This window comes from Microbispora sp. H10885 (assembly GCF_014161415.1).
Taxonomy (GTDB): domain Bacteria; phylum Actinomycetota; class Actinomycetes; order Streptosporangiales; family Streptosporangiaceae; genus Microbispora; species Microbispora triticiradicis.
Map to the genome: position 1 here is coordinate 392,326 of NZ_JABBWY010000004.1, position 23,154 is coordinate 415,479.

Annotated in this window: 20 protein-coding genes; 15 read left to right on the top strand and 5 right to left on the bottom strand. The window is 72.9% G+C overall.

Annotated features, from left to right (window positions below; all coding sequences use genetic code 11):
* The first annotated feature begins 30 nt into the window (after positions 1 to 30).
* The 3 genes from HHX37_RS12985 to HHX37_RS12995 all read left to right on the top strand — a co-directional run bounded on the left by HHX37_RS12985 (position 31) and on the right by HHX37_RS12995 (position 4,997).
* Positions 31 to 288 carry a WhiB family transcriptional regulator gene (locus HHX37_RS12985; RefSeq protein WP_111701756.1) on the top strand — a complete coding sequence of 86 codons (258 nt, stop codon included), beginning with the start codon at positions 31 to 33 and terminating at the stop codon, positions 286 to 288.
* Positions 289 to 585: 297 nt separating this feature from the next.
* Positions 586 to 3,522, top strand: coding sequence for a glycosyltransferase family 2 protein (locus HHX37_RS12990; RefSeq protein WP_182885535.1), 2,937 nt, complete (start codon positions 586 to 588; stop codon positions 3,520 to 3,522).
* A complete protein-coding gene (locus HHX37_RS12995) occupies positions 3,519 to 4,997 on the top strand; it encodes a DUF5719 family protein (RefSeq protein WP_182879780.1) in 1,479 nt (492 codons plus the stop codon). The genes HHX37_RS12990 and HHX37_RS12995 overlap by 4 nt, the downstream gene beginning before the upstream one ends.
* A 78-nt stretch (positions 4,998 to 5,075) precedes the next feature.
* On the opposite strand, the gene HHX37_RS13000 is transcribed toward HHX37_RS12995, so the two are convergent.
* Positions 5,076 to 5,543, bottom strand: coding sequence for a metallopeptidase family protein (locus HHX37_RS13000; RefSeq protein ID WP_111701770.1), 468 nt, complete (start codon positions 5,541 to 5,543; stop codon positions 5,076 to 5,078).
* A 201-nt stretch (positions 5,544 to 5,744) separates the two neighbouring features.
* Between HHX37_RS13000 and HHX37_RS13005 the strand changes: the two genes are divergently transcribed.
* The 7 genes from HHX37_RS13005 to HHX37_RS13035 all read left to right on the top strand — a co-directional run bounded on the left by HHX37_RS13005 (position 5,745) and on the right by HHX37_RS13035 (position 12,410).
* Entirely contained in the window at positions 5,745 to 6,110 is a 366-nt protein-coding gene (locus HHX37_RS13005; RefSeq protein WP_111701772.1) for a DUF3499 domain-containing protein, read from the top strand.
* A 120-nt stretch (positions 6,111 to 6,230) separates the two neighbouring features.
* On the top strand, positions 6,231 to 7,586 hold the full coding sequence (locus tag HHX37_RS13010) for a phosphomannomutase/phosphoglucomutase (RefSeq protein ID WP_182885536.1): 1,356 nt from the start codon (positions 6,231 to 6,233) through the stop codon (positions 7,584 to 7,586).
* A gap of 4 nt (positions 7,587 to 7,590) precedes the next feature.
* Positions 7,591 to 7,764 carry a Trm112 family protein gene (locus HHX37_RS13015; RefSeq protein ID WP_111701776.1) on the top strand — a complete coding sequence of 58 codons (174 nt, stop codon included), beginning with the start codon at positions 7,591 to 7,593 and terminating at the stop codon, positions 7,762 to 7,764.
* A complete protein-coding gene (locus HHX37_RS13020; RefSeq protein WP_182879782.1) occupies positions 7,761 to 8,906 on the top strand; it encodes an SIS domain-containing protein in 1,146 nt (381 codons plus the stop codon). The genes HHX37_RS13015 and HHX37_RS13020 overlap by 4 nt, the downstream gene beginning before the upstream one ends.
* Before the next feature lie 43 nt (positions 8,907 to 8,949).
* Positions 8,950 to 9,891, top strand: coding sequence for a cation diffusion facilitator family transporter (locus HHX37_RS13025; protein WP_182876950.1), 942 nt, complete (start codon positions 8,950 to 8,952; stop codon positions 9,889 to 9,891).
* Between the two features lie 133 nt (positions 9,892 to 10,024).
* The gene (locus HHX37_RS13030; protein WP_182885537.1) at positions 10,025 to 10,621 is read left to right on the top strand and encodes a DUF6230 family protein; all 597 of its coding nucleotides are present in this window, start codon (positions 10,025 to 10,027) and stop codon (positions 10,619 to 10,621) included.
* A gap of 34 nt (positions 10,622 to 10,655) precedes the next feature.
* Complete coding sequence (locus HHX37_RS13035; protein WP_182885538.1) at positions 10,656 to 12,410, top strand: DUF6114 domain-containing protein; 1,755 nt, start codon at positions 10,656 to 10,658, stop codon at positions 12,408 to 12,410.
* A gap of 45 nt (positions 12,411 to 12,455) precedes the next feature.
* Here the strand turns inward: HHX37_RS13035 and HHX37_RS13040 are convergent, their stop codons facing one another.
* On the bottom strand, positions 12,456 to 12,788 hold the full coding sequence (locus HHX37_RS13040; protein ID WP_111701805.1) for a MerR family transcriptional regulator: 333 nt from the start codon (positions 12,786 to 12,788) through the stop codon (positions 12,456 to 12,458).
* 172 nt (positions 12,789 to 12,960) lie between these two features.
* Between HHX37_RS13040 and ahcY the strand changes: the two genes are divergently transcribed.
* The 4 genes from ahcY (at position 12,961) to HHX37_RS13060 (ending at position 18,522) form a co-directional block, all read left to right on the top strand.
* Complete coding sequence (gene ahcY, locus HHX37_RS13045) at positions 12,961 to 14,388, top strand: adenosylhomocysteinase (protein ID WP_182876947.1); 1,428 nt, start codon at positions 12,961 to 12,963, stop codon at positions 14,386 to 14,388.
* Positions 14,389 to 14,512: 124 nt separating this feature from the next.
* Entirely contained in the window at positions 14,513 to 15,742 is a 1,230-nt protein-coding gene (locus HHX37_RS13050) for an adenosylhomocysteinase (RefSeq protein WP_182877003.1), read from the top strand.
* Between the two features lie 143 nt (positions 15,743 to 15,885).
* On the top strand, positions 15,886 to 17,184 hold the full coding sequence (locus HHX37_RS13055) for a TIGR04013 family B12-binding domain/radical SAM domain-containing protein (protein ID WP_182885539.1): 1,299 nt from the start codon (positions 15,886 to 15,888) through the stop codon (positions 17,182 to 17,184).
* A 120-nt stretch (positions 17,185 to 17,304) separates the two neighbouring features.
* Positions 17,305 to 18,522 (top strand): pentapeptide repeat-containing protein, encoded by a 1,218-nt coding sequence (locus tag HHX37_RS13060; protein WP_182885540.1) that lies wholly within the window; start codon positions 17,305 to 17,307, stop codon positions 18,520 to 18,522.
* A 177-nt stretch (positions 18,523 to 18,699) separates the two neighbouring features.
* Here HHX37_RS13060 and HHX37_RS13065 read toward each other — a convergent pair whose 3' ends face one another.
* The gene (locus HHX37_RS13065; protein WP_182885541.1) at positions 18,700 to 19,623 is read right to left on the bottom strand and encodes an RDD family protein; all 924 of its coding nucleotides are present in this window, start codon (positions 19,621 to 19,623) and stop codon (positions 18,700 to 18,702) included.
* A 41-nt stretch (positions 19,624 to 19,664) separates the two neighbouring features.
* On the opposite strand from HHX37_RS13065, the gene HHX37_RS13070 reads away from it, so the two are divergent.
* Complete coding sequence (locus tag HHX37_RS13070; RefSeq protein WP_111701793.1) at positions 19,665 to 20,657, top strand: stage II sporulation protein M; 993 nt, start codon at positions 19,665 to 19,667, stop codon at positions 20,655 to 20,657.
* Between the two features lie 4 nt (positions 20,658 to 20,661).
* On the opposite strand, the gene HHX37_RS13075 is transcribed toward HHX37_RS13070, so the two are convergent.
* Both HHX37_RS13075 and HHX37_RS13080 read right to left on the bottom strand, forming a co-directional pair.
* Entirely contained in the window at positions 20,662 to 22,119 is a 1,458-nt protein-coding gene (locus HHX37_RS13075; RefSeq protein WP_182885542.1) for a DUF58 domain-containing protein, read from the bottom strand.
* 7 nt (positions 22,120 to 22,126) lie between these two features.
* A complete protein-coding gene (locus HHX37_RS13080; RefSeq protein ID WP_182879961.1) occupies positions 22,127 to 23,089 on the bottom strand; it encodes an AAA family ATPase in 963 nt (320 codons plus the stop codon).
* Positions 23,090 to 23,154 lie beyond the last annotated feature (65 nt).

Sequence of the window (23,154 nt, forward strand, 5' to 3'; positions counted from 1 at the left end):
GTGGGCGGGCGAGCGACAGGGAGGTGTGCAATGACCGAGCTGGTCATGGCACAGGCGCTCGATGGTGAAGATCTTGGGTGGCAGGAACGCGCCCTGTGCGCGCAGACCGATCCTGAGGCGTTCTTTCCTGAGAAGGGCGGCTCCACCAGGGAAGCCAAGAAGGTGTGCCGTTCGTGCGAGGTTCGTGCGGAGTGCCTTGAGTACGCGCTTCAGCATGACGAGCGTTTCGGCATCTGGGGCGGTCTGTCCGAGCGCGAGCGACGCAAGATGAAGCGCCAGGCCGTCTGAGGACGCGAACGGGGCCGCGCGCTCGGCGCGCGGCCCCGCGTTCATGTCCGGCGGCGTTCGTCTGCAACATGATTGAGGTCGGGTAATGCCCGCGTACGGTCCTCCGAATGGTCCTCCGAATGGTCCTCCGTACGGGGTCCGGCGGGGTTCGTTACCGGTGGTTCGTCCCGCGATCCGCGTCAGTGGGGTTTCTCCGAAGTTCGTGCTGACATCCTGTTTCGCCTGGATGTGATCGGGTGAGTCCGGGTTGCCGTATCGTGGTCGGCGCTCAGCCGTACGACCCCCTTAGGACTCGACGTGCACTCGGTGACCGCGATCGTCGTCGCTCACGACGGCGCCCGCTGGCTCAAGGAGACGCTGGCGGCGTTGCCGCGCCAGACCCGGCCTCTCGACCGTGTCGTCGGTGTCGACAACGGCAGCCGCGACGGCAGCGCGAAGCTGCTGACCGAGGCCTTCGGCTCACACAACGTGCTGACCATGCCGAGGTCCACCGGATTCGGCGAGGCCGTCCACGAGGTGCTGCGGCGGCTGCCGCCCGCGCCCGGCCAGGAGTGGGTCTGGCTGCTCCACGACGACTGCGCTCCCGACGCGAACGCGCTGCAGGCCCTGCTGTGGGCCGCCGAGCAGGACCCGAAGGCCGCGATCCTCGGCCCCAAGCTGCGTGACTGGCTCGACCGGCGGGTGCTGCTGGAGATGGGCGTGACCGTCAGCAGGTCCGGACGGCGCGACACCGGCCTGGAGCCGAGGGAGTACGACCAGGGCCAGCACGACGAGATCGCCGACGTCCTGTCGGTCTCCACGGCGGGCATGCTCATCCGCAGGGACGTCTGGGACGAGTTGTCCGGCCTCGACACCGGCCTGCCGCTGTTCCGCGACGACCTCGACCTGTGCTGGCGCGCCCGCGCGGCGGGACACCGCGTGCTCAACGTGAGCGACGCGGTGGCCTGGCACGCCGAGGCGTCCGCGCGGCGGCGCCGCCGCATCGCCACGAGCGAGGAGCACCCGCGCAGGCTCGACCGGCGCAACGGCCTGTTCGTCCTGATGGCGAACCTCCCGTTCGGCGCGTTCGCGCGATCGGTGGTGCGCAACGTCTTCGGGTCGGCGCTGCGGGCCCTGCTGTTCCTGCTGGCCAAGCAGCCGGCCAACGCCCTGGACGAACTGGCCGCGCTCGGCTCGGTCCTCGGCCATCCGTGGCGTCTGCTGCGGGCCCGCAAGGCGCGGAGGAACGGCAGGAAGCAGAGCTGGCCCGCGATCAGGCGCAAGCTCACCCCGCCAGGCGCCGCGCTGCGCCGGCTCGCCGACATGGTGCAGGGCTTCCTGGCCGGGACGGGCCCGGTCGACTCGGCGGGCCGCCACCACGCCGCCGCCGACACGGGGGAGGAGGACGGCGACGAACTGCTCACCGACTCCGGTGGCGTCCAGCGCCTGCTGAGCAGCCCCGGAGTGGTGCTCTGCCTGATCCTGGCCGCGATCACGGTGGCCGCCGAACGGACGCTGCTGCCGGCCGGCCTGCTCGGCGGCGGCGCGCTGGTGCCGGTCACCGGCGGCGCGGCCGACCTCTGGCGGCTCTACGTCGAGGACCACCACGCCGCCGGGCTCGGCTCCGGCACCTGGGCTCCGCCGTACGTCGCCGTGCTGGCCGGCCTGTCGGCGCTCGCGCTCGGCAAGACGTGGCTGGTCGTCGGCGTGCTGCTGCTCGCCTGCGTGCCGCTGGCCGGGCTCTCGGCGTACGCCGCGACGAAGCGGATGATCCCCTACACCCCGGCGCGGGTCTGGCTGGCCGCCACCTACGCGCTGCTGCCGGTCACGACGGGCGTGGTGTCCGGCGGACGGCTCGGCACCGCGATCGTGATCGTGCTGCTGCCCGTCTACGCGGCGCTCGCCATCCGGGTGATGGCCGGGTCGAGCCGGGCCGCCTGGGGGTTCGGCCTGCTCCTGGCCGTGGGCACGGCCTTCGTCCCGCTCGTGTACGTGCTGGTGGCGATCCTCGGCGGCCTCGCCGCGGTGTCGTTCGGCGGCATCCGCAGGGGAGTCAGAAGATCGCTCGCGATCGGCCTCGGCACCCCGGTCGTCCTGCTGTTCCCCTGGCTGGTCCAGATCGCTCAGGAGCCGGGGCGCATCCTGCTGGAGTCCGGCCTGCACGATCCCCGGCTCTCCGACCCCCGGCTCGCCGCGGAGTCGCTGCTCATGCTGAGCCCCGGCGGCCCTGGCGTGCCGCCCGTGTGGGCGACGGCCGGCCTGGTCGCGGTGGCGCTGGCCGCCCTGCTGCTGCGGCGTCACCAGATGGTCGTCGCGATCGGCTGGGGCGTCATGCTCTTCGGCCTGCTGGTGGCGATCGTGGTCAGCCGGATCACCGTCCACGTGGGAGGGGTCATCGGGGAGGCCGCCGGAGGAGCCGTCCCCGTCTGGCCCGGCGTGCCGCTGGCGTTCGCGGCGACCGGTCTGCTGGTCGCGGCGGCGCACCCCGCGCACCGGATCACCGAGTTCCGCGCCGCCCGGGGGCTGCGCCGCCTGGGCGCGATGCTCATCGTCGTGGTCGCCTTCGCCACCCCGCTGGCCGCCGCCGGGCTGTGGGTCGCCCGGGGCGCGGACGGCCCGCTCCGGCACGACGTGACCGATCCCGTGCCGCTGCTCGCCGCGGTCGAGTCGGCGCCGGGAGAGGGCACGCTGCTGCTGCGGTCCAGGGGCGGCGAGGTCGGCTACACACTGCTGCCCGGCCGGGGGCCGCTGATCGGCGAGTCCGACCTCGAACCGCCGGGGGAGACGAGGACCCGCTTCGGGGCGGCGGTCGCCGGGCTCGCGTCCGGGCGGGGCGGCGAGTACGCGCGGACGCTCGCGTCCTTCGGCGTCCGCTTCGTGTCGGTGCCCGCTCCGGTGGACCCCGCGCTGCAACGGGCGCTCGACTCCGAGCCCGCCCTGGCCAGGAGGAGCCTGTCGGAGGCGGGCGGCCTGTGGCGCATGTCTGGTCAGGTCACGGTGCCGCGGCCCGCGGCGCCCGCGAGCGCCCTGCACCGTGGCTGGCTGTGGGCGCAGGGCGCGCTGCTCGTGCTCGTGCTCGTGCTGGCCTCGCCCGGCGCCCGTACGACGGAGCCCGACGGTGACTACGCCGACGCTCCCGCCGAGGAGGGGACGCGGGGCCGCCGCCGGGCCCGGGACGACAAGTCCCGGAACGACAGGGGCCGGGACGGCAAGGGCCGGAACGACAAGGGCAGGGAAGAAACGGTGCCCGCGTGAGACGACTGATCGAGAACCGCTTCGGCCTGCTCGCCCTCGTGCTGATCGCGTCGGGCGCGCTCTTCGGCGTGGCCTTCGTCAGCAGGCCCGCGCCGGTGACCCAGGTGCGGCCGCAGGCCGTCAGGGCGCCCGTCGAGTCGGTCACGGCCGTGTGCCCGGCTCCGGCGGGCAGCAGGGTGAGCGTGATCACCCCGCCCGGCGCCGGTGGACCCGGGAGCGCCACCCTGTCGGCGATCGCCGCACCGGACGCGAAGGGCACGGAGGGAAAGGACCCAACGGGGAAGGACCCGGGGGAGAAGGACGCCGTCATCGACCGGCCGGGCCTGCTGTGGCAGCGGGAGATCGCCTCCGGAGGCGGCCCTCTCATGGTCGACGCCACCGGCTCGATGGCCGCCGGGCTGGAGAGCGCGCAGACCGCCAGGGAGACCTCGGGCGCCCAGCGGGGCCTCGCCGGGGTGCGCTGCGTCGAGCCGGGCGCCGACACGTGGTTCATCGGGCCGGGACCCGCCGCGGCCGAGATGACCCTCTACCTCGCCAACCCCGACTCCGCCCCGGCCGACATCACGTTCATGGTCTACTCGGGCGAGGGCCCGGTGCTGAGCGAGCGCGGCAACGGCGCGGTCGTCAAGCCCGGCGGGCACCGTGTGATCAGGCTGCGCGACCTGGCGCCGTCTCCGCTGATCATGGCGCTGCGGGTGAGCACCCGCAGCGGCCGGGTGGCCGCCGCCGTCAAGGCCGTGCTCGGGGAGGGCCGGGGCGCCGACTGGCTGCCCGTCGCCGCCGCCCCCGCCACCCGGGTCGTCGTCCCCGGCATCCCCGGCACCGCGGGGAAGCGCGAACTGTACGTCGCCGCGCCGGGGGAGCGCGACACGGTCGTACGGATCAAGGCGGTGCTGGAGGACGGCTCCTACGCGCTGAAGAACAAGGAGACGATCGAGGTGCCGGCCGGCTCGACGGCCTCACTCGACCTGTCCACCGGCATCGGCGGGCAGCCCGCCGCGCTGGTGCTGGAGTCGGACGTGCCGATCGTGGCGGGTCTGAAGATCACCGGAACCGGCACCCGGCAGGACGTCGCCTTCACGGCCGGCGCCGAATCCATCGATCTCGGCAGCGTCGTGGCGGACGCCCAGGCGACGGGAGGCAAGCAGGTCTCGCGGCTGGTGCTGTCGGCGCCCTTCGCCCCCGCCACCGTGGAGGTGCGGCTGCTGCCCGCCAAGGGAGAGGCGCCGGCCCCCATCGAGGTGAAGCTGGCCGCGGCCCACACCCAGGAGATCAGGCTCACGCCGCGAGGGAGCAAGGACGCCTTCAGCGTCGTCGTGCGTCCGCTGCCCGGCTCCGGCCAGGTGTACGGCGGCCGCGTCCTGGACGAGGCGACCAAGGACGGCCAGCTGGTCACCGCGCAGCCGCTGGCCGTGGGCCGCATCTGGGCCCTGGTGCCCCCGGCCGTCGACGCACCGGGCGTCGTCCTCCCCTGAGGCCCTCCCGAACGATCTCCCCGGAACGGCGGCGGTCCCGGCTCCCGGCACGGGGTCCCGGGCGGTCCCGGCGGTGTCTCAGTGGCGGTCGTCGTAGCCGGGGTCGATCGTCTCCGGCGTGAGGCCCAGCAGGCTCGCCACCTGCTCGACCACCACGTCCAGCACGAGCGTGCCGAGCGTGTCCCGGTCGCGGGCCCGCGCTTCGAGCGGCCTGCGATACAGGACGACGGTCGCGGGGTCGTCCCCGGAGGCCGAGTCCGCCCGTCCCAGCGGGATCGGGTCCGACGACAACCGGGCGGGGCCGTCCACCAGCTCGTCGGCCGGCGGCACCTCCTCGACGGCGAACTCGACGGACGCGAGCTGAGCGCCCCACCGGGGCTTGAGCCGGTCGACCGCGTCGAGCACCAGGTCGTCGAAACGCTCCCCGCGGGACTTGGCGATGGGAACGTGCGAGGGCGCGAGTGGGCCGCGCATCCCGCGACCGTGCCGGTCGCGCCGGCGTACCCGCCGCCGGGGGTCCGGCCTGTCACCGCTCCGATCGCTCACGGAGTCAGCTTAAGGCGTGACCGGCGTGATCCGAGGGACACCGCCTGAGCACCTTCCGCAGGTACGACGGACTGCGCGGCGTTGTGTCCGCTTTGCCCGGCAATCTCATGAGGACTTCTCAGAACGCTGAATTGTGGCGACACGCTCGATAAGAGCGGCGGGGTGGTGGCAATGTGAACGCGGACCGGATACGGTCCCTCCGTGAGCCCCGTCCGCAGCTGTTCCCGTACCGCCTGCAGGCAGCCTGCCGTCTTCACACTCACGTATGTCTACGCCGACTCGACCGCCGTACTCGGCCCTCTGGCGACGTACGTCGAGCCCCATTGCTACGACCTGTGCGCGGAGCACGCGGAACGGCTCACCGCGCCCAGGGGCTGGGAGGTCGTGCGCCTTCCGTCCGAGGCCGCGTCCCCGAGCGGAGACGACCTGGAGGCGCTGGCGAACGCGGTCCGCGAGGCCGCCCGCCCCGCCCCCGCCGCGGGAGAGCCGGTCGGCCAGGCGGTCGAGGTGGGACGCCGGGGCCATCTGCGCGTGCTCAAGTCGGCGCAGCCCAATCGGGAGCGCTGAGGAAGCGCGATCAGACCCCGCGCGACGAGATCGCGCGCACCGCGTTGGATCGCCCGTTGTGGGGGCAATCAGGCGCTATAGGCTCAGGTGCGAAGACTTAACGACTTTTAGGGGCGTGCAGTGGCCGACCTCAGCAGGATCTTCAAGGCGTACGACGTGCGCGGTGTGGTGCCCGACGAGCTCGACGAGGAGATCGCGGAGGCCGTAGGGGCGGCGTTCGTGGAGCTGACCGGTGCGACGTCGGTGGTGATGGCTCACGACATGCGCACCTCCTCCGGCCCGCTGGCCGCGGCGTTCGCGCGGGGCGCGACCTCCCGGGGGGCCGACGTCGTCAACGCCGGCCTCGGCTCGACCGACATGCTCTACTACGCCAGCGGCAGCCTGGACCTGCCGGGCGTGATGTTCACCGCGAGCCACAACCCGGCCAAGTACAACGGCATGAAGATGTGCCGCGCCGGGGCTGTTCCCGTGGGCACCGACACCGGGCTGCTGGAGATCCGCGACCGCGCGGCCGAGTTGCTCGACAGCGGGCTGGGCGGCACTCCCGGCGCGGGCACGGTGACGGAACGCAACCTGCTGGAGGGTTACGCCGCCCACCTCAAGACCCTGGTCGACCTGTCGGGCATCCGCCCGCTGAAGGTGGTCGTAGACGCCGGCAACGGGATGGGCGGCTACACGGTCCCCGAGGTCTTCAAGGGCCTGCCGATCGAGCTGACCCCGCTCTACTTCGAGCTCGACGGCAGCTTCCCCAACCACGAGGCCAACCCGATCGAGCCGGAGAACCTGCGCGACCTGCAGAAGGCGGTCGTCGCGCAGGGCGCCGACATCGGCATCGCCTTCGACGGCGACGCCGACCGCTGCTGGGTCATCGACGAGCGGGGCGAGTCGGTGCCGCCGTCCACGATCACCGCGCTGGTCGCGGTGCGCGAGCTGGCCAAGGACCCCGGCGCGACGGTCATCCACAACCTGATCACGTCGAAGGGCGTGCCGGAGATCGTCGCCGAGCACGGTGGCAGGCCGGTCCGCACCCGCGTCGGCCACTCGTTCATCAAGGCCGAGATGGCCCGCACCGGCGCGGTCTTCGGCGGCGAGCACTCGGCCCACTACTACTTCCGCGACTTCTGGTTCGCCGACTCCGGCATGCTGGCCGCGCTGCACGTGCTGGCCGCGCTGGGCGAGCAGGACCGGCCGCTCTCGGAGGTGCTCTCGCGCTACTCGCGCTACGCCGCCTCCGGAGAGATCAACAGCAGGGTCGAGGACCAGGCGGCGGCCCTGGCCCGAGTACGGGAGACCTTCGCGGCGCGGGAGGGTGTTACCTTCGACGAGCTGGACGGACTCACCGTCAGCGGTCCGGACTGGTGGTTCAACCTGCGTCCGTCGAACACCGAGCCGCTGCTGCGGCTCAACGCGGAGGCCTCGGACGAGGAGAAGGTCGCCGCCGTCCGCGACGAAGTGCTCGCCGTCGTAAGGAGCTGACGAGTTGAAGATCGACGACTGGCTGCTGGACATCCTCGCGTGCCCGGCGTGCAAGTCCCCCCTCCGCGCGGTGCCGGAGGCGGACGAGCTGGCGTGCTCCTCCGAGTCGTGCGGCCTGGTCTATCCGGTGCGTGACGACATCCCGGTCCTCCTCGTCGACGAGGCCCGCCGGGCATGACCGGCGCCGGTGGGGCCCGGTTCGAGCCCGACCGGCTCGACGACCAGGCGTACCTGGTGGAGGGCGACCCCTCCGGAGTGCTCCGCACGGTGGCCTCCTCGGCCGCCGAGGTGCGCACGGCGTACCGGGCGGCCGTGGAGAGCGGCCTCGCGCGGATCGGCCGCGACGGACGTCCGCGGGCGATCGTGGTGGCGGGCATGGGCGCGAGCGGGCTCGCCGGCGAGGTGCTCGAAGCGCTGTGCCGGTACGGAGCCCCGGGTCCGGTCGTGACGGTGCGCGGCTACCGGCTGCCCGGCTGGGTCGGCGCCGCCGATCTCGTCGTGGCCGTCTCCCGCTCGGGGACGACCGAGGAGACCGTCGCCGTGACCGCCGAGGCCGTACGGCGCGGCTGCGGGCTCGTCGGCGTGGGCGCGCCGGACACGCCGCTGGCGGCCCTGGTCGCGCGGGCCGGCGGGCCGTACGTGCCGGTCGGCGGGGTGGCCGGGCAGCCCGAGGCGACCCTGTGGTCGCTGATGGTGCCGCCGATCCTCGCGGCGGCGGCGTTCGGGCTGGTCTCGGTGGCCGAGGACGAGTTCGAGTCGGTCGCGAGGCGGCTGGAGGACCTCGCGCACCGCTGCCGCCCGTCGAGCGAGTCGTTCATCAACCCCGGCAAGACGCTGGCCATGGAGCTGGCCGGCACGGTCCCGGTCGTCTGGGGCACCTCTCCGGTGGCCGCGGTGGCGGCCCACCTCCTGGCCGCCCGGCTCGGCGCGTACGCGGGATATCCCGCGATCTGGGGTGAGCTGCCCGAGGCGGCGCACAACCAGATCGGGACGTTCGACGGCCCCCTCGCCGGGCGTGACATCTTCGCCGACCCGTTCGCCGACGAGCCGGGAGGCGGCCCGCGGCTCCGCCTGTTCCTGCTGCGTGACGTGGAGGAACACCCGCAGGTGACCAGGTCCCGCACCGCCGCCGTACGGATGGCCGAGGACCGCGGGGTTCCGGTGTCGGAGATCACGGCCGACGGCGTGCGCCCGCTGGAGCGGCTCGCCGCCCTGGCCGGGTTGGTCGACTACGCGACTGTCTACCTTGCTCTCGGGTACGGGATCGACCCGGCGTCGGTGGCCGTATCCACGGAACTCCGGGCCCGGATTTCCCAATAGGGGCACTAGGATCGCTTCGGCCGGCAGATATGAGGAGTTCAACGTGAGTGCGGGTGGCGGTACCAAGGCGATCCTCGCGGCGCTCGGCGCCAATCTGGCGATCGCGGTGGCGAAGTTCGTGGCGTTCCTCTTCACCGGGTCGTCGTCCATGCTCGCCGAGTCGGTCCACTCCGTGGCCGACTCCGGCAACCAGGCGCTGCTGATAGTGGGCGGCAAGCGGGCCGCCAAGCGGAGCACCCGCAAGCATCCGTTCGGCTACGGGCGCGAGCGGTACTTCTACGCCTTCGTCGTTGCGGTGGTGCTGTTCACGATCGGCGCGCTGTTCTCGCTGTACGAGGGCTGGCACAAGATCGCCGACCCGCATCCGGTGGAGTCGCCGCAGTGGGCGTTCGGCGTGCTGATCTTCGCGATCGTCGCCGAGGGGTTCTCGTTCCGTACGGCGATCAGGGAGTCGAGGGAGCACAAGGGCAAGGAGTCCTGGGTGTCCTTCATCCGGCGGGCCAAGGCGCCCGAGCTGCCCGTCGTGCTGCTGGAGGACTTCGGCGCGCTGCTCGGCCTGGTCTTCGCGCTGTTCGGCGTCGCGATGGCGGCGATCACCGGCAACGGCATGTGGGACGGCGTGGGCAGCCTCGTGATCGGCCTGCTGCTCGCGGTGATCGCGGTGATCCTGGCCGTCGAGACCAAGTCGCTGCTGATCGGCGAGAGCGCGACTCCCGAGGTGGAGAAGAAGATCTGCGCGGCGCTCGAGTCGGCTCCCGAGGTCAGCCGGGTGATCCACCTGCGCACCCTGCACCTCGGCCCGGAGGAGCTGCTGGTCGCCGCCAAGATCGCGGTGGAGCACGACGACACCGCGAGCGAGGTGGCCCGGGGCATCGACGAGGCCGAACGGCGCATCCGCGAGGCCGTGCCGATGGCCCGCGTGATCTACCTGGAGCCGGACCTCTACCGGGCCGACGCCGCCTCGGCGCAGCCCGCCGGCGCGTGATCGTCTTTTCGCCCGGTCACTTTCCCACTGCGCACCGTGATTGAAATGTGATCCTGAGTCACTTCAACCTCTGTGGTACCGATCGGTAACTTTACTTGGGTATCCGACCGGTTCCCCCCTCCGGAGGTGACTCATGATTCAGCAGGGACGCGTGCGCTGGAAACGGTTCGCGCTCGTCTTCGTACCCGCGCTCGCGGTCGCCTCCGTGCTCGTCGGCGCGACCGCCGAGGGCGCCATCGGCGCGTCGTTCGTGGTCTCGGGCGACACGTTCAAGGTCTCCGCCGACAAGCTGCAGGGCCAGGGCTTCGTGCAGTACGGCAGCGTCACCGAGAACAAGAAGGGCCAGAAGATCCCCGTCGCGGTCTCCGGCATCCGGAAGGCCACCCTGACGAACATGTGCCAGACCGTCTTGATGAAGTCGCCGGTCGGCGCCGTGACGCTCCGGATCACCGCAGGGACCGGCAAGGACCCGGTGACCGCCGAGAACATGATCGTCGACGCCTCGCAGATCCAGGGCAACGCGGTCTTCACCGAGATCGAGGCCGGTCGTGACGCCAGCACGCTCGACCAGGTGCCGGAGGCGCAGGGCGCCGCGGGCATGTTCGGCCAGCAGGCGAGCGCGGTCTCCATCGAGAACTTCCGGCAGGTCTCCTGGTCGGTCAACGCGGCGACCTTCAAGCTGCCGGGGCTGAAGCTGACCGTCGAACCCGGCGAGCACGAGTGCTTCTGATGCGGAGGCCGGTCGAATTCCCCGGCGGGCGGCGATGAACGGATCCTGGCGGAGGTCCAGGCCTTTCTGGGGCGGCCTGCTGGTGCTGGCCGCGGGCCTGGAACTGCTGAGCATCCCGTTCGTGACGAAGGCCCTGCCGCTCGTCATCCAGTCGGGCACGGTCGGGGCCACCTACCTCGTCGCGCTCGTGCTGGTCATCCTGGGCCTGATGATCTGGCTCCAGCCCGGCCAGCGGGCCTTCCTCGGCGTGGTCGCCGTGCTGGTCTCGATCGCGTCGTTCGTGTACGCCAACCTGGGCGGCTTCCTGATCGGCATGCTGCTCGGCCTCGTGGGAGGCGCGCTCGCGGTCGCCTGGGCTCCGGGGGAGACGGCCCCCCGCGTCTCCGGAACCGACGCCGAGCCCTCCGGCGCGGCCGCCCCGCCCGCGTCCGCCGGCGGAGAGATCACCTTCACCACCCGCCGGGTGGTCGGCCGCGACGAGCACCTGCGGCCGGCGGACGTCCACACCGGCCCGCGGACCCATCCCCAGCCGCCCGTCGCCGAGCCCGACCCGCGAACCGGCGCGCAGGCCGAAACGAGGACCGAGCCTCAGCCGCCCGACCCCGAGCCAGGCCCGCGAACCGACACGTCGGCCCGGCCGGGGCTCCCCGACGCGCCGCCCACTGGGCCGCCCGCCGGAGACGGCCCTCAGGTCCTCGTCGGCCGCGTCCGCCCCACCTCCGGCTCGGAGGCCGGTGCGGGCAGCGGGTCCTCCGCGGGTTCCTCCTCTCCCGCCGCTGCTCCCACCGATGACGGGCGGGCGGAGGAGACCAGGGCCCGCTCCGGCCCCGAGCACGCGGGCCCGGACGGCGGCCAGGGCGACGGAGCCTTGGACGGCGACAGCGGTGACGGGGGTGACGGTGGTGCGCGGGTGGGCGACGAGGGGAGCGGGGGTCCGGATGCGGGGCAGGGTCCGGGTCCGGGTCCGGCGGGCAGGGCGCTGGCCATCGCGATGCTGCCCGTCCTCCTGGTGACGGGGACGGGCGTGCCGCATGCGGACCCCGGCGTGTCCGCCCAGCGCGGCGCCGTGTCCCGCGCCGCTCCCGCGGCCGCTCAGGGCGCGGTGCCCGATGCCGGACCTCGGGGCGGGTCCGACGCGGTCGCTCGCGCGGTGCCGAGCCTGCTTCCCGGTGCCGTGCCCAGCGCCATCTCCGACATCGTCCCGGACGTCGTGCCCACGGTCGTGCCCACCGACCTGCCGGGAGCCCTGGGATCGGCGAACCCGCTGGCCCCCCTCACCGGGGGGCGGTCCCGCTCGCCCGGCACGTCGCCGTCCCCGGGCGAGGACGACCAGGAGGGCCAGGGCCCGCCCGCCGGATCCGCGGGCGGTCAGACGAGGGTGGCGGTCGAGCCCGCCGCCGTCCGCGCCCCCTCCCTCACCATGACCGGCATGAAGTTCACCGGCGTGGTGGAGATGCCCACCGCGACCGGCACGGTCAAGATGCTCCGCTTCACCATGCACAAGGCCGTGCTGGAGCGGCCCGTGCAGACCATGGGCTCGACGACCCTGGTCGGCAGCACCTTCACCTTCGAGGGCGACGTCGTGATCTGCACGACGAAGATGACCGCGAAACTCCTCGGCGTGCCCCAGCAGTTCACCGCCGAGCACCCGAACATCCTGGTCCGGGCGCTCAAGCTGGTGCCGTCCCTGAACGTCCCGCTGACGATGACCGACGTCGTCAGCGAGCAGCCGTACGTCACGGCCGACTCCCTGCGCGCGGACGATCTTCACCTCGTGGTCGGCGCCTGAGCCGCCGGTACTGAGCCGCTGCTACCGGGACCGCCGGTGCCGGAGTCAGCGGTGCCGCAGCAGCCGGAGGGCCTTCTCCTTCTCGAAGTCCAGCGCCCGGCGCGGCGCCTGGATGCGGCCGATGCGCACGCCGAGGTCCCGTACGGCCTGGGCCACCGCGGGCTCGGACAGCGCCCGGAGCGCGAAGGCCAGTTCCGCGGGCGAGACGTCGAAGCGGCGTTCCAGGTCCACCGCCTGCCGCACCGCCTCGATCTCGTCCGGGCCGAAGCGCCGGTGGGCGCCCCTGTCGCGTACGGGCGGCAGCAGGCCGAGCGCCTCGCGGTAGCGCAGCATGCGGGGGGACATGCCGAGCCGCCGTGCCGCCTCGGTGATGCGCATCATGCCTCCGGTCCACGTGCCCGGTCTCCCACGCTAGACAGTCCCGGAGCCTTCCGGCACCCGCGGACGGCCGAATCTCACATTCTTGTGTCAGGTTCGCGCTCTCGCGTATGCGTCCCGAGTCCCGCGACGCCTAAACTCGCACCGACAGACAACGGAGAGGGACACACTCATGGACTTCAAGGTCGCCGACCTTGCGCTCGCGGAGTTCGGCCGCAAAGAGATCCGCCTCGCGGAGCACGAGATGCCGGGCCTCATGGCGACCCGGGAGGAGTACGCCGCGGCGCAGCCGCTGCGGGGTGCGAAGATCATGGGCTCGCTGCACATGACGATCCAGACCGCCGTGCTGATCGAGACGCTGGTCGCGCTGGGCGCCGACGTCCGCTGGGTGAGCTGCAACATCTTCTCCACGCAGGACCACGCCGCCGCCGCGGTGGTCGTCGGCCCGGACGGCACGGCCGACAACCCCTCCGGCGTCCCGGTCTTCGCCTGGAAGGGCGAGACGCTGGAGGAGTACTGGTGGTGCACCGAGCAGGCGCTCCGCTGGCCCGACGGCTCCGGCCCCAACATGATCCTCGACGACGGCGGCGACGCCACGCTGCTGGTGCACAAGGGCGTGGAGTTCGAGAAGGCCGGCGCGGTCCCGGTCGCCGGTGAGGACGACCCCGAGGAGTGGGCGGTCATCCTCGACACCCTCCGCCGCACGGTCTCCGGGGACAACTGGTGGACCCGCGTCGCCGAGGACATCAAGGGCGTCACCGAGGAGACCACGACCGGCGTGCACCGCCTGTACGAGATGCACAAGACCGGCAATCTCCTCTTCCCGGCCATCAACGTCAACGACTCGGTGACCAAGTCGAAGTTCGACAACAAGTACGGCTGCCGCCACTCGGTGATCGACGGTCTCAACCGCGCCACCGACGTGCTGATCGGCGGCAAGGTCGCCGTGGTCTGCGGGTACGGCGACGTGGGCAAGGGCTGCGCCGACGCGCTGCGCGGCCAGGGCGCCCGGGTCATCGTCACCGAGATCGACCCGATCTGCGCGCTCCAGGCGGCGATGGACGGCTTCCAGGTCACCACCCTGGAGGAGGTCGTCGGCATCGCGGACATCTTCGTCACCTGCACCGGCAACTACGGCATCATCACCGCCGAGCACATGTCGCGGATGAAGCACCAGGCGATCGTGTCCAACATCGGCCACTTCGACAACGAGATCGACATGGCCGGCCTGGGCCGCATCGACGGCATCAAGAGGATCAACATCAAGCCGCAGGTCGACGAGTGGGTGTTCCCCGACGGGCACTCGATCATCGTGCTCGCCGAGGGCAGGCTGATGAACCTCGGCTGTGCCACCGGCCACCCCTCGTTCGTCATGTCGAACTCGTTCACCAACCAGGTCATCGCGCAGATCGAGCTGTTCACGAAGACCGACGAGTACCCGACCGGCGTGTACGTGCTGCCCAAGCACCTCGACGAGAAGGTCGCCCGCCTCCACCTCGACGCGCTCGGCGTGAAGCTGACCACGCTGAGCAAGAAGCAGGCGGAGTACATCGGCGTCGACGTCGAGGGCCCGTACAAGCCGGACCACTACCGCTACTGACGGCGGGACGGCCGTGGGGGCGCCGCGCCCCCGCGGCCCCTGCGAAAGCCCGCACGAAGGCTCGCGAGAAAGCCTGCACGAGAGCTTGCACGAAAGACGGAGGGCCGGCGTGATCCAGCCGGACATGGCCGAGGCCGGGGAGCGGCGCATCGAGTGGGCGGCCCGGTCGATGCCGGTCCTCCAGGCCATCGGCGCCGGGTTCGGCGCCGACCGGCCGCTCGACGGCCTGCGCATCGCCGCCTGCCTGCACGTGACGGCCGAGACGGCCGTGCTCATGGGGGCGCTGCGGCAGGGCGGCGCCGAGATCGCCCTGGCGGCCTCGAACCCCCTGTCCACGCAGGACGACGTCGCGGCGGCGCTGGGGGAGTACGGCATCGCCGTGCACGCCCGCGCCGGGGTGGACAGGGCGGCCTACTACCGGCACATCAACCAGGCGCTGGACATCGAGCCGCACGTCGTCCTCGACGACGGCTGCGACCTCGTCAACATCCTGCACACCGAGCGGGTCGGGCTTCTCGACGGCGTGATGGGCGGCTGCGAGGAGACCACCACCGGGATCATCCGGCTGCGCCAGATGGCCTCGGAGGGCGCGCTGCGCTTCCCGGTCGTCGCGGTCAACGACACCCGGACGAAGCGGATGTTCGACAACCGCTACGGCACCGGCCAGTCGACGCTCGACGGCATCATGCGGGCCACCAACGTGCTGCTCGCGGGCCGCACCGTCGTCGTCGCGGGCTTCGGCTTCTGCGGCAGGGGAGTCGCGGAGCGGGCCAAGGGCCTCGGCGCGCGGGTCGTCGTCACCGAGATCGACCCGGTCAAGGCCCTCGACGCCGCCCTGCAGGGCTACGACGTACGGCCGATGAGCCTGGCCGCCGAGATCGGCGACGTGTTCGTGACCGTCACCGGCAACCGCGACGTCATCCGCGCCGAGCACCTGGCCGCCATGAAGGACGGCGCCATCCTCGCGAACGCGGGCCACTTCGACGTCGAGATCGACGTGCGGGCGCTGGAGGGGATGGCCCGGGAGGTGCGCTTCGGCATCAGGCCCAACACCGACGAGTACGTCCTGGAGGACGGCCGCAGGCTGCTCCTGCTCGCCGAGGGCCGCCTGGTGAACCTGACCGCCGCCGAGGGCCACCCGGCGGCGGTGATGGACATGTCGTTCTCCGCCCAGGCCCTCACCGTCGCCTGGCTGGTCGAGGAGCCGTCCCGGCTGCCGCCCGGCGTCCACGACGTCCCGGCCGGCATCGACGTGGAGGTGGCCCGCCTGAAGCTCGCCGCCGCCGGGATCTCGATCGACGCGCTCACCGCCGAGCAGGAGGAGTATCTCCACTCCTGGCGGCTCGGGTCCTGACCCGCTCCCCGCCCCGAACGCCCGCCCCGCCCAGGCCGCTCCGCGCCGCTTCCTCCCGCTCCCCGGACCGCCAGGCGCCGCCCGCGCCGCCTAGGGCGGGTCTCCCGGGCCCTCGCAGGGCGCGCCGGCACTACCCTGCCAGGGTGAGTGTGGATGTGTCGGTGGTCGTCCGTTATCGCAAGGCGGTCACGTACGGCGTACACGCGCTGCTCGGCGCGCTGGAGACCGCCAGGGCGGAATGCGATCTGCGGTTCGGCGTCACGGCCGAGGAGACCGCCGCGCACATCGCGGCGAGCACCGCCGATCGTGTCCTGGTGCTGTGGTCGTTCTACTCCCCGGACGCCGAGGCGATGGCCGCCGAACTGGCCGCCGTACGCGCTCTCGCCGACGACCCGCGCGTGCTGCACATCGCGGGTGGCGTCCACGCGACCGCGGAACCCCAGCAGGTCATCGACGCAGGCTGGGACCTCGCCGCGATCGGCGAGGGCGAGACGACGATCGTCGCCCTGGTCGAGGCGCTGCGCACGGACGCGCCGCTCACCCACGTGCCCGGCCTGGCGGTGCGCGACGCGGACGGCATGGCGCTGCGCACGCCGCCGGCGCCGCAGTTGCCGCTGGACGCCTTCCCGTCCTTCCCCGACCGCCGCCGCGCCTTCGGGCCGATCGAGATCACCCGTGGCTGCGCGTACACCTGCCGGTTCTGCCAGACGCCCTTCATGTTCGGGGGCAGGTTCCGGCACCGCGGCGTGGCGAGCGTGCGGGAGCACGTCCGGCGGATGGCCGCGCACGGCCTGCGTGACGTCCGGTTCATCACCCCCACCTCGCTCTCGTACGGCACGCAGGGGCCGGATCCGGCGCTCGATGCCGTCGAGGAGCTGCTGGCGGGCGTGAAGGAGGAACTGCCCGCCGGCGGCCGGGTGTTCTTCGGCAGCTTCCCCTCCGAGATCCGGCCCGAGCACGTCACGCCGGAGGCGATGCGGCTGCTGAAGCGGTACGTGGCGAACGACAACATCATCATCGGCGCGCAGTCGGGCTCCGACCGGGTGCTGGCCGCCGCCGGTCGCGGTCACGGCGCAGAACCGGTCCGCGACGCCGTCCGCATCGCCGCCGAGTTCGCCTTCCGGCCGAACGTCGACTTCATCTTCGGGCTGCCCGGCGAGTCGGCCGAGGACCAGGAGGCGTCTCTGCGGCTGGCCGCCGACCTCGCCGACCTCGGGGCGCGCATCCACACCCACACGTTCATGCCGCTGCCCGGCACGCCGTGGCGGGACGCCGAACCCGCGTTCATCCCGCTGGCCACCATGCGCGAACTGGACCGGCTCGCGCAGCGCGGCGACGCCTACGGGCACTGGCGCAAGCAGGCCGAGCACGCCGCACGGCTGGCCGAGACGGCCAAGGCCTATCCGCGCCGCACCCGGCGCCGTCGCACCACCGACCAGTGACGTACTGACGCGCGGCCGGGACGACTGTTCCGGACGGCCGGGACCGGTCAGGGGCCGCGCCGGTAACGATCAGGCGTTGCACAGGGCAGGGACGGGCCAGGTGCGGCTGCAATGGGAGGTATGCCGTTACTGCCGCACCGCCGCGCAGCCCGTCCGCTGGACGACCCCGTGCCGGTTCCTCCGGCGTTGCGTCCTCCGCGGGCTGCTGCCTGGTGGATCGTGCTGGCCGTCCTCCTGGTCGGTGCCGCCGCCGGCGGCACCTTGTGGTGGCTGCTGGCCGACCTGGCCCACCAGTCCGCCGGGCAATCCGTTCCCGGGGCCGGTAGCGCACGGGGGGAGATACTGCGTACCGCGCTGGCCGCCGGCGCCGGAGTCGGCGCCGCCATCACCCTCGCGCTCGCCTTCCGGCGGCAGAACCATCAGGAACTGCACAGCTTCATCACCGCCCGGCACGCCGAGCGGGTGGCCACCGCCACCGAGCACGACGCCGCCGAACGCCGGGTCACCGACCTGTACACCAAGGCCGCCGAACAACTCGGTCACGACAGAGCCGCCGTACGTCTGGCCGGCCTGTACGCCCTGGAGCGTCTCGCACAGGACAACCCCCTCCACCGGCAGACCATCGTCAATGTCATCTGCGCCTATCTACGCATGCCCTACGCCGCGCCGGAATCGGCCTCGGCTCGCGAGAACGAACGCAGGGCGGCGTTGCTGGCGGCCCGACGCCGCTACCGGGCCGCCCGTCTCGGCGCCCTCGCCGTTCCTGATCACGCACCCCGGCAGGAGACCGACCGGGAAGGCGAACTGCAGGTCCGCCTCACCGCTCAGCGCGTCCTCGCCGAGCACCTGCGTGACGACCGCCCTCTCAGCACCTGGGACGAGTCCCCGCCCAGCCCTCGGTACTGGGAGGGCATGCGACTCGACCTGACCGGGGCCACCCTGATCGATTTCGAGCTCACCCGTGCCCGTTTCACCGGCAGTTTCGACGGAGTGACCTTCTCCGGAAGGGCCGGATTCGATTTCGTCACCTTCTCCGGGGACGCCGGATTCGACAGGGTGACCTTCACCGGGGATGCCGATTTCGCTCGGGCGATCTTCTCCGGGGACGCCAGGTTCGGCGGGGTGGCATTCTCCCGGGGCGCCACGGCCGACGATCAGACCTTCTTCACGACCTGGCAGAGCGGCGAAGCCTTCTCCGAGGCCACATTCACCGGTGCGAGGGCCACGGCTACGCGCGACCACGTGTGGCCGGACGGGTGGCATCTGGAAGTGGGCCTCGACGGCACCGGCTTTCTGATCGCCGACAGCGCGGCTGGAGAACCGAGCGGGAATACCTGATCGCCGACAACACCGAACCAGCCCGGCGCCGCGACCGTGGCGGCCGGGACAACACGGAGGCGGGCACCGTCGGTGTGACCTCTCCCTCAACACACCGGCGGCGCCCGCCTCAACCCCACTGCAGGATGCCCCATGACCTGCAATTGCCACAGGTGCCCCCCAATCGCGGGTCTACACCTAAATCGGTGGAACAAATCCGCCGGACGTCGTCGCAGACCCTCCCGGCGCCTCTCCCCGAGGGGTGACAGGCGCGGGCGGCCGCACTCCCGCCCCACGGCTGACCAGGGGAGATTCCGCGTGCGTGCCGTACACACGCGGGCCGTGCCTCTGCGCGCCGTACCGCGCGCGGTTCTCGCGAATCGCGGCGAGCCGCGCCTCCTCGCGGCGCCTGCGCTCGGCCAGCACGGCGGCCAGATAGGCGTACGGCGGGACGCCGGGCGGGGGCGGCGGCGCGATGCGGGCGCTCACCTGACCGGCCACCCGCAACCCCATCTCCTCGCGCATCGGCGGGCTGAGCTGGTGCCACCGCACGAGGTACTGCCGGGCGGTGGCGGCGAGTTCGCCGGACAGGCCGGAAAGCTCCAGCGTGGCCGCCCAGGACGCCAGCGCCGGCGGCATCTCGGGGGGCGGGGTCTCGCCCGGCCCGCGCTCGCCGATGACGATCGTCCCGGCGAACACGTCGCCCAGGCGTTTGCCGCGCGGGTTCAGCAGCGAGGTGATGAGCGCCGGGGCGCCGAACAACGGCGTCCAGAACTCCAGGAACCCGGCGAGCCCGCGGAACAGCGCCTGCCGGAAGCGTTCCGGCCCGCCGTCGTCGCTCACCACCCGCAGGCCCAGCGCGAGCTTGCCCAATGAGCGGCCCCGGGTGAGCGTTTCGAACGCGACCGGGTAGCCCACCGTGACGAGCACCGTGAACAGGATGAGCAGCGCGACGGACAGCGAGTCGTCGGTCAGCGACGAGGCGTGCGAGACCAGCACGGACGCCACGATGATCACGGTCCACTGCACGACGAAGTCGATCAGGAAGGCCAGGGCGCGGCTGGGCAGCTGGGCCACGCGGACCTCGACGACGACGGCCTCACCGGTCACGACTTCGGACACACTGCGCACCCTACTGCGCCGTGGTCGATAGGGTCCGATCCGTGGACATCGATGCGTTCGTCGCCGCGAGCAAGCCGTCCTGGGACCGGCTGGACGACCTCGTACGGCGGCGGCGCACGCTGCGCGGCGCGGAGATCGACGAACTGGTGGAGCTCTACCAGCAGGCGGCCACGCACCTGTCCATCGTCCGGTCGGCGTCGACCGACGCGCTGCTCGCCGGTCGCCTGTCGTCGCTGGTCGCGCGGGCGCGCTCGGCCGTCACCGGCGCCCACAGCCCGGCCTGGCGGGAGGTGGTCCGCTTCTTCACCGTGTCGTTCCCGGTCGTCGCCTACCGGGCCCGGCGCTGGTGGATCGGCGCCACGGTCGCCTCTCTCGTCGTGGCGTACGTCATGGGCGTGTGGGTGGCGACCGACCCGGCGGTGCAGGGCGTCGTCGGCACGCCGGAGGAGATCCGGCAGATCGTCGAGCACGACTTCGCCGACTACTACTCCGAGAACCCGGCGGCGTCCTTCGCCGGCCACGTGTGGCTCAACAACGCCTGGCTGTCCATGCAGGTGGTGGTGTCGGCGATCCTGCTCGGCCTGCCCATCCCGTGGATCCTGTGGCAGAACTCGGCCAACGTCGGGGTGCTCGGCGGCCTGATGCACGCCCACGACAGGGCCGACGTGTTCTGGGGGCTGATCCTGCCGCACGGCATGCTGGAACTCACCGCGGTGTTCCTGGCGGCGGGAGCGGGCATGCGGCTCGGCTGGACGGTCGTCGACCCCGGCCCGAGGCGGCGGGCGGAGGCGCTGGCCGAGCAGGGCAGGGCCGTGATGAGCGTCGCGCTCGGCCTGGTCGTGGTGCTGTTCGTCTCCGGGCTCATCGAGGCGGGGGTCACCCCTTCGGGCCTGCCGACCTGGGCGCGCATCGCCATCGGCGCGCTCGCGGAGGCGCTGTTCCTCACGTACGTCGTCGTCTTCGGCCGCCGGGCGGAGCGCCGGAACGAGACGGGGGACATCGAACGCGCCCCCGACCTGGCCCCCACGGCCTGACGGGTCACAGCCGGCCGGCGGCCTTGAGCGCGAGGTAGGCGTCGGCGAGCGCGGGGGCGATGTCCTCGGGCAGGGCGTCGACGACCTCCACACCCTGGCGGCGCAGCGTCGCCGTGACCTCGCGCCGCTCGCCGCGCAGCCGCTCCGCCGCCGCGGCGTCGTACACCGCCTCGGCGGTGCCCCGGCCCGCCGCCATCTCGGCCACCCGCGGGTCGGCCACCGCGGCGACCAGGACCAGGTGACGCGCCGACAACCGCGGCAGCACGGGCAGCAGCCCTTCTTCCATGGCCGCCGTGTTCAGGTCGGTCAGCAGCACCACCAGGCAGCGGCGCCGGGCCCGGGACAGCACGGCCGCCGCCATCCCGGCCGCGTCGGACTCGACCAGCTCCGCCTCGATCGGCGCCATCGCGTTCACCATCGACGACAGCAGTTCGGTGCGTGACGCGCCGGACACCTGCGCCCGTACGGCCCGGTCGTAGGCGAGGAAGTCCACCCGGTCGCCGGCCCGCGCGGCGAGGGCGGCGAGGAGCAGCGCGGCGTCCATCGACCAGTCCAGCCGCGGCCATCCGGCGGCCCCCGAACCGGCCCCCGAACCGGCCCGCTGACCTCGTGCCGGACCAGGCCCCGAACCGGCTCCCCGACCTCGTCCCGGGCCCGGCCCCGCGTCCGCCTCGGAGCCTGGCGCACCGGAGTCCGGCGCGAAGCCCGGCCCGAAGCCCGGTGGCGCCGTCCCGATCCGGCCGGCCGAGGTGCGGCCGGTGTCGAGCACGATCAGCACGCGGCGGTCGCGTTCCGGCCGCCAGGTGCGCACGACGACGTCGCTGCGCCGGGCGCTCGCCCGCCAGTCGATGGAGCGGACGTCGTCGCCGACCACGTACTCGCGCAACGAGTCGAACTCGGTGCCCTGGCCGCGCACCAGCGCGGGGTGCCGTCCGTCCAGCTCCCGCAGGCGGGCCAGCCGCGCCGGCAGATGCCTGCGGCTGAGGAAGGGCGGCAGCACCCGCACGGTCCACGGCGCCTCGAACGTCCGCTGCCGCGCCGCCAGGCCCAGCGGCCCGACCGAGCGCACCGTCACGGCCACCGCCTCCCGGTCACCCCTGCGTACGGGCGTGAGCGTCGTGACCAGCCGCCGACGCTCGCCGGGCGGCACGTCGAGCGCCTGCCGCCGCGGGGCGGCCCCGGCCGAGGGCTGCCAGGCGTCGCGCAGCACGCCCCGCAGCCGGCGCGGGCCGGGGTTGTCCACGACCAGCCCGATCACGAGCGACTGGCCGAGCCGTACGCGCCGGTCGCCGTCCCGGTGGAACCGCAGCCCGCGCACGCCGCCCGCGAGCAGCAGGTCGGCCGTCACGAGCGCGGCCAGCACCAGCGCGGCGGCCAGCACGACCAGGCCGGGCTCGGGGGCGAGGAGCACCACGATCGCGGCGAGGGCGGCGAGCAGTCCCGCGCGCCCGGTCAGCGCCACGCGGCCCTCACCGGGGCACCGGTACGGCCGACAGGATGCCCTCCAGGATGCCGTCCGGGGTGGCGCCCTCCAGTTCGGCCTCCGGGCGCAGCCCCACGCGGTGCCGCAGGGCGGGCCGCGCGAGGGCCTTCACGTCGTCGGGGGTCACGTACGACCGGCCCGACAGCCAGGCCCAGGCCCGCGCGGCGGCGAGCAGCGCGGTGGCCCCGCGCGGCGAGACGCCGAGCTGGAGCGAGGGCGACTGCCGGGTGGCCCGGGCGAGGTCCACGATGTAGCCGAGCACCTCCGGGCCCACGTGGACCTGGGCGACCGCCCGCCGTCCCGCCGCGAGGTCGGCCGCGGACGCCACCGCCCTGAGCTCCGACAGGTCGCGCGGATCGAAGCCGAGCGCGTGCCGTTCGAGGACGGCGATCTCCTGCTCGCGCGGCGGCAGCGGCACGGTGAGCTTGAGCAGGAACCGGTCGAGCTGCGCCTCGGGAAGCTGGTAGGTGCCCTCGTACTCGACGGGGTTCTGCGTCGCCACGACGATGAACGGATCGGGCAGCGCGCGGGCCGCTCCCTCGACGCTCACCTGCCGTTCCTCCATCGCCTCCAGCAGGGCGGCCTGGGTCTTCGGCGGCGTACGGTTGATCTCGTCGGCGAGCAGGAGGTTGGTGAAGATCGGCCCCTCGCGGAACTCGAACTCCGCCGTCCGCGCGTCGTAGACCAGTGATCCCGTCACGTCGCCCGGCATCAGGTCGGGGGTGAACTGCACGCGCTTGAAGTCGAGCGAGAGCGTGGCCGACAGCGTGCGGACGAGCAGGGTCTTGGCCACTCCGGGCACGCCTTCGAGCAGCACGTGACCCCGGCAGAGCAGCGCGATGACCAGGCCGGTGACGACCGGGTCCTGGCCCACGACCGCCTTGCCGACCTCCGCGCGCAGCGCCGCCAGCGCCTCCCGCGCGGCGTCGGCCCCGGGAGGTGTCGGCAGCGGCGGAAGCGACGGGGCCGACGGGGCTGACAGGGGCGGCGGCGAGGTGGCCGGGGGTACGGGGG